6 protein-coding genes and 2 pseudogenes are annotated in these 8,581 nt (G+C 55.2%); all 8 read right to left on the bottom strand.

Going from position 1 to position 8,581, the window contains the following annotated elements:
* Positions 1–101: 101 nt before the first annotated feature.
* Positions 102–466 (bottom strand): annotated as a pseudogene (locus tag ACEN2J_RS20125) (IS66 family transposase); the annotation flags it as partial.
* Positions 467–991: 525 nt separating this feature from the next.
* Positions 992–1,888: a glycoside hydrolase family 26 protein gene (locus ACEN2J_RS20120; RefSeq protein ID WP_442108454.1), complete on the bottom strand. Its 897-nt coding sequence runs from the start codon at positions 1,886–1,888 to the stop codon at positions 992–994.
* Positions 1,885–3,732 carry a glycosyltransferase family 2 protein gene (locus tag ACEN2J_RS20115; protein WP_442108452.1) on the bottom strand — a complete coding sequence of 616 codons (1,848 nt, stop codon included), beginning with the start codon at positions 3,730–3,732 and terminating at the stop codon, positions 1,885–1,887. The genes ACEN2J_RS20120 and ACEN2J_RS20115 overlap by 4 nt, the downstream gene beginning before the upstream one ends.
* Positions 3,716–4,735, bottom strand: a complete 1,020-nt coding sequence (gene galE / locus ACEN2J_RS20110; protein WP_442108450.1) for a UDP-glucose 4-epimerase GalE — start codon at positions 4,733–4,735, stop codon at positions 3,716–3,718. The genes ACEN2J_RS20115 and galE overlap by 17 nt, the downstream gene beginning before the upstream one ends.
* The gene (locus tag ACEN2J_RS20105) at positions 4,732–5,721 is read right to left on the bottom strand and encodes a UDP-glucuronic acid decarboxylase family protein (protein WP_442108456.1); all 990 of its coding nucleotides are present in this window, start codon (positions 5,719–5,721) and stop codon (positions 4,732–4,734) included. The genes galE and ACEN2J_RS20105 overlap by 4 nt, the downstream gene beginning before the upstream one ends.
* A 226-nt stretch (positions 5,722–5,947) precedes the next feature.
* Positions 5,948–6,684: pseudogene (locus ACEN2J_RS20100) on the bottom strand (IS5 family transposase).
* A gap of 91 nt (positions 6,685–6,775) precedes the next feature.
* Positions 6,776–7,270, bottom strand: a complete 495-nt coding sequence (locus ACEN2J_RS20095; protein WP_442108448.1) for a hypothetical protein — start codon at positions 7,268–7,270, stop codon at positions 6,776–6,778.
* Entirely contained in the window at positions 7,267–8,454 is a 1,188-nt protein-coding gene (locus tag ACEN2J_RS20090; protein WP_442108446.1) for a LuxR C-terminal-related transcriptional regulator, read from the bottom strand. Before ACEN2J_RS20090 ends, ACEN2J_RS20095 begins: the two co-directional genes overlap by 4 nt.
* Positions 8,455–8,581 lie beyond the last annotated feature (127 nt).

Raw genomic sequence — 8,581 nt, 5'->3', positions numbered from 1 at the left:
CTGCCATAGTCCGAAAAGGACGCCCGTGTCGCATTACTGACACCGACACACTTCCAATGTTTACAGACACTTAAAGAGGGAGTGTGCAATGAAACATGCTTCGCTATGGGGCGGATCGTGCGTTCGAAGGTGTTGTTGTCGATCTCGATGCGGCCATCTGTCAGGAAACGACCCGGCCGTCGCGGTCTTTCGCGATATAGGCCAATGCCTCACCGAGGGGCGATTTGGCAGAAGCGCGGGCGCGATGATGGCGCAGCCAGTCTTCAAGGCGGGCAAGGATCGGGGCGGACAGTTCTTCGCGCGCGGCCAAGCAGGTAGCATCGTCATTGCCACGGATGTCAGCCTCGATGGCTTAGAGATCGCGGATGAGTGCCACGCCTTTCTCGGTAATTGGCGCGGGACCGGTTCGGATGATCTCGATCAGTTTACGGCGGGCGTGGGCCGAGCAATAGGCCAGAGCCCAACCACGCACTAACCTTCAAACTGGACCACCCGATGGGGGCACTCCATAGTAGCGTGTTATTTACCAGTTTAGCGGCGATAACAGCGTGATGTTTGGCCAAAACCTGCGGGCGAACAGATATAGGTGCCCGTGCCTACTGAGGCGACCACAATGGAGTCATTCTGGCTATTTTTTGCAACTGCGGCAGGAGCAGAAGCGGTTAGGGCCAACACTGCCGCAACGCAAGCGGCCACAAGCTCAATCCGGCCAAAGGGGTGTTTCAAATCGGATCTCCTCAAGGTGGGATCGGGTTTGAAACCTTCGATCCTCGTTAAACGTCTTTTATTTTCATTGAGAAATAGTGAACGGTCAACCGTGAAGGATAGAACCGCGCGGAGTGTTGCCGACAGGAAGCATGATTTGCACGACAAAACGCGCCCTGTTTTTGATATTGGACGCGTTTTCAATAAATTGGCAGACAGACCTATTATCGCCAGTTGTGGTGCGGGAAACGCGGCCCGAGTGAGGCGCAAACGGGCCGCTGGATGGTCAGTTCAGCACATTTGCCGTGCGGCGCCAGTTGGGAAGACCGAACCCATTGGGCCAAGGAAAGACCTCTTGCTGGTTGAAATACACCACGGCGTCGAGTTCGGGGTACTTCGCTGCAGACGTGCGCACCGCGTCATCCCATTCGGTGACATGGGCGATATCTCCAATATAGCCTAATTCGGCTATGACGATGGGTTTGCCAAATTGGAGGGTGCGTTGATAGCGGGGTGCAAAGATGTCGTCAAAGCTTTGCGCGCCACCCAAGATCGCTTCTTCCCACGGTTGCAGGCTGAACACAGACAGGCCTATCACATCGACATAGTCATCACCGGGATAGTATGCTGCCATCGTTTCTGTACCCAGCGGGGACCACATGAATTTGGCCTTGGGCGCTGCGATGCGGCAAATGTTGATCATCTGGCGGTAGGCGTCGATATAGGTTTGTGGCGTCCACCCAGCCCAGATGAACTGGCCGCTGGCATCATCCATCTCTTGCGCCCAGCGGATTGTCATGGGTACGTCTACGGTGGCAAGTGCCGCGCAAACTGTGCGCATGGTATTGTCATATGTACCGTCGGCGATGCCCTTTTGCAGCGCCCTGGGCGAGTTGCGTTCATCGCGTGACCAAGTCCACGGTTCTATCGTCACAAGAATCGAGCGGCCGCGAGATTTTGTATAACGTTCCGCCTCGGCCAAGCTGGGAAGAAAAACGTCTTCCCACGGTAAGAACAGATGCTCTATTGCCACGTCCTGCACGTTCGAGAATTCGCCGTAGGGGTCATAGATGCCAAAGGGCAAAGGTCCTGGCGGCACGGTTTGCGTGGAAACGGGGCTTGCCATTAGGCTGGCCAAGGCGAGAGAGATGAGAATGAATTTCGGAGGTGAAATGCGTTTCATTTTGCGTACCTTTGGGCGACTTGGTTTAAAAGAAGTTGGGAAAGCCAGTTTGCATTATAGGAAGTATGGACCGTGCCGGGTGCGCCTTGCCCAGCCCCGGCCACGACAGATTGCGTGCGGGTCAGTTGGATTTCACCGTTGGTTGAAGCGAGGGCGATCAAGGCCGCATTGCCACGCTCGAACAGACCAAAGGAGACGAGTGCGGCCAGCCCCAAAACGCAGCCTGTTTGCGTCGCGAACCGCACACAGGGCAGGGTGCGGCCGATACGATTTTCGCGGTTGTGCTGCACAACAATGACGCAGAAAACACTGGTGTAAAGGGCGGCATTAAGCAGAGAAAAGAAGTAAAAGCCTGCACTCTCCTGTGCGTTTTGTACGAAAAGCACAGGCAATAGCGACAGGATTGCAAGGGTCAGATAGGGCACAAGCACACGCCACGGCACCATCGCGGCCACCTTTTCACCCTTAGGTGTTACGCGAAAGTCGACAAAGCCACCGACCAATCTGTCGCGCAAGGCCATCGTGCAGCCCAGCAGCACCCAAGGCCATTGTAAGGCGGCAAACACTGCCTTTTCCCAGCCCAGCACCTTGGCATCACAAGGCCGGAACAACCCATCGGCGCGAATGCGGAAGGCCAGCATGATAAGCACCAGTATCGAAGGCAACATATGCATCATAAAGGCGAGAAAAGTGACCTCGGCAAAGCGGACATCAAATAGAAGAGCCGCGAGGGGCAGGACGAACATAACCGCCATAAACAGCGCAAACAATGGATACCAGAGCTGCGAAAATACGAATTGGAACTTTTGCCGCGCGGGGAGGGCGGCATAATAGCGTGGGGTATGGGACAAAAGCAGTGTGACCAAGCTGCGCGACCATTGAAATTCTTGCGTGACTAGATCGGTGATCGTGGCGGGGCCTTGGCCAATGGCGATGGCATTCATTGCATGAACCCCTCGCCAGCCGCCTGCGTTAAGAATCATTGAGGTGGAATGGTCCTCGGCTAGATCGGGACCCAAACCGCCAACCTGTTGCAAAGCGCAGGTCCGCACGGCGTAGTGCGACCCGATGCACATCGGCGCCCAACCGTTGCTGTAGCCGGCTTGCAAGATACCGTGAAACATGGCTTCGGCATGTAGGCGGGCGCGGGCGACCCAGCTTTCATTGGCGTTTTGCGAACAGATGCTGGGCGCGCTGACATAGCCAACGCGTGGGTCGGCAAACGGCACCAGCATGTGGCGCAAATAGCCCGGTTGTGGAACGTGATCGGCATCAAGCTGGGCCACAACAGCATAGCGGGCATAGCCGAAATGGTCGTAGAAATAAGCCAGATTCCCCTCTTTGCAGCGGGTCCGGCGCGGCCATGTTTTCTGATGATATTCGGGAATGTTTTTACGGGTAGATACATGTACGCCGTTCTCGGCACACCATGCCAAGGTTTGGGGCTGAGGGTCCTCATCCGCGAGCCACGTGTCATGCGGGGTATCTTGATCCAGCATGGCCAGCAGGGTCTTGTGGACCACGGAAAAAGGTTCGGATGGGGCCTTGGTGACCACCATAGCAATGGGGCCCAAAGGGGGGCCGTCGTGGCGCGGTACAGCTTGGCGTGCGCGTAGGAGCATGGCCAGAAAATAGGCCTGAAGAAAGAAAATCCAGAAGAGACACAACGTAACCAAGGCATAACGACCTGACGCGATCACATGCGCGGGGGTCAGCCACCAAGCCCAAAAGATCGCCGCAGCGACCAGCCACAGCCCCACAAGCCAGACATAGCGCGAACGACTGCGGCGGGTCAGAACTGGGGCAAGAAATGGCCGCAGAGCGGGGTCAGACGAGGATCGCATGGGCCCCCTCCTGTTCCAGAGTTTTGGTCAGTCCAAATGCGCGGGCGGCGTCACTGACCATGCAGTAGAGGTCGGAGCGTTGCGGCTTGAACCCCAGCAATGCGCGCGCGCATGTGGTATTGGCGATCAACGCGGGCGGGTCGCCTACGCGGCGCGGCGCAGGGCACCAAGGAACATTGCGACCCGTGACCAGTCCAACCATCTTGATCACATCCAAAGTCGAATGCCCCTTTCCGGCCCCAAGATTCATGGTCAACGGCCCCGCCCCTTGGTTCAAACGGTCCACGGCGGCCAGGTGGCCCTGAACCAAGTCACTGACATGCACATAATCGCGTAGACAGGTGCCATCGGGGGTGTCAAAATCCATCCCGAACAGGCGCAAAGCAGGGCCGCGCCCGGCGGCCGCAAACAGGGCCAGCGGCAGCAAATGGGTTTCGGGATCATGCATTTCGCATAGTGAGCCGCTTGGGTCTGCACCCGCCACGTTAAAATAGCGCAAGACCGCATACGATAGACCAATCTGTGGGGCAATGTCCCGCAACATCTGTTCGCAAATTAACTTGGTGCGCCCATATGGGTTGATGGGGCATTGCGGCGCGGTCTCGGTGACCGGCAGAGTTTCGGGGATGCCATAGGTGGCGCAGCTGCTGGACAGCACGAATTCGCGTACGCCCGCCTCGCGGCAAGCCGTTAGCAATGACAGCATGCCGCCCACATTGTTGTCATAGTATTTTGCAGGGTCCGATACGGATTCGCCCACATAGGCCGAGGCTGCGAAATGCAGTACTGTGCGGACATTGTGGCGCACAAATGTTTCAGCCAAAGCCTCGGTTTGGCGCAGGTCGATCTGGGCCAAGGGCCCCCACCGCACCGCACCAAGGTTACCCGTAGACAGGTTGTCGACGACCAACACGGGGTCACCGCGTTTTGCCAGCGCATAGCAAGCGTGGCTGCCGATATAGCCGGCTCCACCCGTGACGCAAATATGTTGAGGCGCGATCATTCTGCCACCATAAGTGTTTGATGGAGCTGCGCGAAATAGGGGATGGTCTGGGCCAATCCCTCGGCCACCGATACTTTTGGCGCCCAGCCCAGATGTGCCAAGGCGGCTGAAATATCGGGTTTGCGCTGCTTTGGGTCATCGACCGGCAAATCCAAATGCATGATGGCAGACCTCGAGCCAACGGTTTCGCGCACCATTTGTGCCAGCTCATTCATGGTGAATTCTACCGGGTTTCCAAGATTGACTGGATCCGACAGGCTGTCGGGCGCAGCCATAAGGGCGATCAAGCCATCCAGCAAATCGCTGATGTAACAGAACGATCGGGTCTGCGTGCCATCGCCGTAAACCGTGATATTGGCGTCAGACAGCGCCTGAATCACGAAGTTGGAAATCACTCGGCCATCGGTGGGGCACATTCCGGGACCGTAGGTGTTGAATATCCGCGCAATACGGGTGCGCACGCCGCGGGTTTCATGGAAGTCGTGAAAGAGGGTTTCCGCCGCCCGTTTGCCTTCATCATAACAAGAGCGGGGGCCAACGGTGTTGACGTTGCCATGATAGCTTTCGGATTGCGGGCTGACACATGGGTCGCCGTACACTTCGGACGTTGAGGATTGCAGGATGCGCGCGTCGTGGTCGGCAGCCAATTCCAGCAAATTGACCGCGCCCCAGACGTTGGTTTTGAACGTGTGGACCGGATCGGCCTGATACTTTTTGGGCGAGGCCGCGCAGGCCAGATTGTAGATCTGTTCAATACGGCCCAGATACGGCAATGGCGCAATAATGTCATGCAACACAAACCGGAAGCGAGGGTGATCCAGCAAATGCTGGATGTTTGATAGGCGGCCGGTCAAAAGGTTATCGAGGCAGATAACGTGATGGCCGTCTGCGAACAGCCGGTTGCACAAGTGCCCTCCGACAAAACCCGCCCCGCCAGCAACTAAAATTTTTTGTGGGCGGCCTACTGAAAAAGAGCCCCTTGGCATCTGCTTAATAAATGTCATTTTACCCCCCGAGAAGTAAGGAACCTTTTAAACGGGATTTAGGCAGCGCATTGACATGTGAGAAATGAAAATAAGATTTTGACATGTCAGGCAAGCAGTGGGACCGTCCCGGAAACTAAGGGCCTTAATTAATGATGAATGTAAATTGAGGATAAGATCCAGTTGATTGGCTTGTGAAGCTAGCAAATGGACTAGGGCGTGTTGACGTTCACTTCAAACGGATCACGGTTGCCGCAAGGGAGATGAATGCGCTGAAGCTGGCGTCAGTTTTGTAGCAGCGCATTGCGATTTCCCTGTATTCCTTGAGCTTTCCAAAGAAATTCTCGATCAGGTGCCGCCATTTATATGTGTCCCGGTCGAAGTCAGCCGGAAACCGACGGTTGGATTTTGGCGGAATGACCGCTTCGATCACGGCATCTGTCAGCGCGTCACGCAGCCAGTTGGCGTCGAATGCCCGGTCGGCAAGGAACTGGCCGTAGGTTAGCCCGTCGATCAACGCCGATGTGCCGCGCAAATCATGCGCCTGTCCGGGGAGCAGCCGGAAGTCGATCAGATTACCCAAGGCATTTGTTAGCGCCATGATCTTGCTGGTTATGCCGCCACGAGAACGCCCAATGGCCTGGCTTTGTGTCCCCCTTTTACGCCCTGTCCATGACGGTGAACCTTGACGATTGTGCCGTCGACCATCGCGTATTCAAAGTCGGAGTCTTCGGCTAACACTCTGAACATTCGATAGAATGCGTCCGCTTGGACCCATCTGCGAAACCGCTTGAAGACTGTATTCCATCGCCCGAACTCTGACGGCAGATCGCGCCAAGGGCATCCCGTTCGTGCAATCCACAGAACCGCCTCGACAAAAAGACGAGGGTTCGGCCCGGTGCGGCCGGGGTCACATTTCCGGCCAAGACAGTGCGGTGCTATGGTTTCCCACTGGGCGTCGGTCAAAGCGGTGCGGATCAAGGTTGCCTCCTATGTTTGCAACCTTGAAACACTCAATAACCGATTTGGGAATCCTCAAACGTCAACACGCACTAGGCTAATTTGGATAGTTATACTCTGCAATCAGGCGCCAGATGTCTTGATTGACTGCAAACATTTCCTGAATAGCTGTTTCGACATTACCTACGGTGGCCTTATCTAGCAGGTTGGTTTGGCCGATCTTCAGCTTGTCCCCTCGGTCGGAAATCCGCATTAATATGCTGCGAGGGGGGCCGCCTTCGGCATCAAAAGCATAGATACAATGGTTATATCTATTGCGCAGGCCAGCCAGTTTTTGAATCCGTCCGGTTAGTGCCAAAATAGCTGCCCGCTCGGGCATTGCCTTGTCCAGTTTTGATAAGCGCTCGACCAGATTGAGCCGCGCGCGGGTAGTGTTAAGGGTCAAAAAGACAATAGTGGCGGTTTCCTTGTTCATGCCTGAAAGCCCGGCGATCACATGGATCAGCAGGCTTTCGGTATTGGTCCAGGCATAGTTAAGCTTACCGATCAGAAGCAAAAAGGCGTCAAAATCAGATAGGCCTGCAGGTTTCATTGTAGCAATCCGCCATTGGGCTTGGGGGTGGCGCCCAGGTAGAAAACGGCGGCTTCGGTCCGGTTATTTACGCCCAGTTTGGAAATAACATTGTGAATGTGCAGCTTTACGGTGTGTTCGGATAGGTCCATTTCGGCCGCGATGACCTTGTTTTGCTTGCCCATGGACACCGAAGTCAGAACTTGCATTTCACGGTCGGTCAACCTTGCAAGAAGGCACGGCGGTTTGGCGGGTGCCGACTCTTGCGCCGTTTGTTGCTGCGCGGGGGCTGGACCAATGGCGTTCGGCTTTGGTGGGAAAGCGTGGAAAAGCTCGTATGGGATATACCGCTCGCCGCAGATCAGCATCCGCAAGACGGACATCCAATGAACCATTTCCAACTGCATCGGTAAAACGCCAACCTTGACCAAAGCCGGATCATTGGCGGCATCACGCAGAAAGGCTTCAGCAATTGGCGCATGCCGATAGGACAGCACGACATTTGCCTTGGCGAAGTGCGCTGAGATGGCGGGAAGAGAGGCCCGAAGATCATCCACCAAGGAATCGTTAACAATGATGATGCGGCACTGTGCCGCTTGAACATCAGACGTGCTTAACGCTGAATTCAGTGTGGGGATACGGATAAATTGCAGCGACGAAAATTCGGCGCTGGTGAGTTTCAAAAGACAATCGGAAAACGCAATTTCATCACCGATGAAAAAGCCTATTTCTTTGGGGTCATCGCAATGTGTCATAGCGGCCTTTTCCTCCATCGTTTCTGTGAAAGGGAGGATCAGCCGTCGGGACAAATTAGGGAAAAAGTAACGGCTGACCCTTGGGGAATTGACCTCTACAACAAGCTCGGGACGTCGATTCAAAAGATACCAAAACGAACACAACCCAAATTGACATCCATCAACGGCACAGCGCATGGGAAGATCATAAAGCCTGACCAAGGGCCACTTGCACGCCACTAAAGCAATGATCCTTGGTTTAGGCTTGCGACCTGTGTACTTGCCATCTGCCTTGGCCTTCTGGATACCTTCTTTCTGCCGTTCCAACATCATCTCACGTTCAAACAGTGCTACACATGCCATGAGGTTGAGGATCAGTTGCTCAGTGACCGAAAGCGTGTTGAAGATGCCGCCCAACCAAAACGCGTTCCAGACTTGGTTGATTTGAGAGCGGATTGAGCCGGCCAGCATAAGGAGTTATTGTCAAATCTGGTGTTTGCGGTTTGTCGGCCATGCGGCGATCTGAACTGATGCGGTGGATGCCCCCACCCCAACGGCATCAATTGTGCCAAGATGGTTTTATTGCAACCAAGCAGAG

It is taken from the genome of Pseudorhodobacter sp. W20_MBD10_FR17 (genome assembly GCF_052119765.1).
Lineage (GTDB): Bacteria > Pseudomonadota > Alphaproteobacteria > Rhodobacterales > Rhodobacteraceae > Pseudorhodobacter.
The sequence above is the reverse complement of the archived record's forward strand: the minus strand, read 5'-3'. Positions and strand labels throughout refer to the sequence as shown.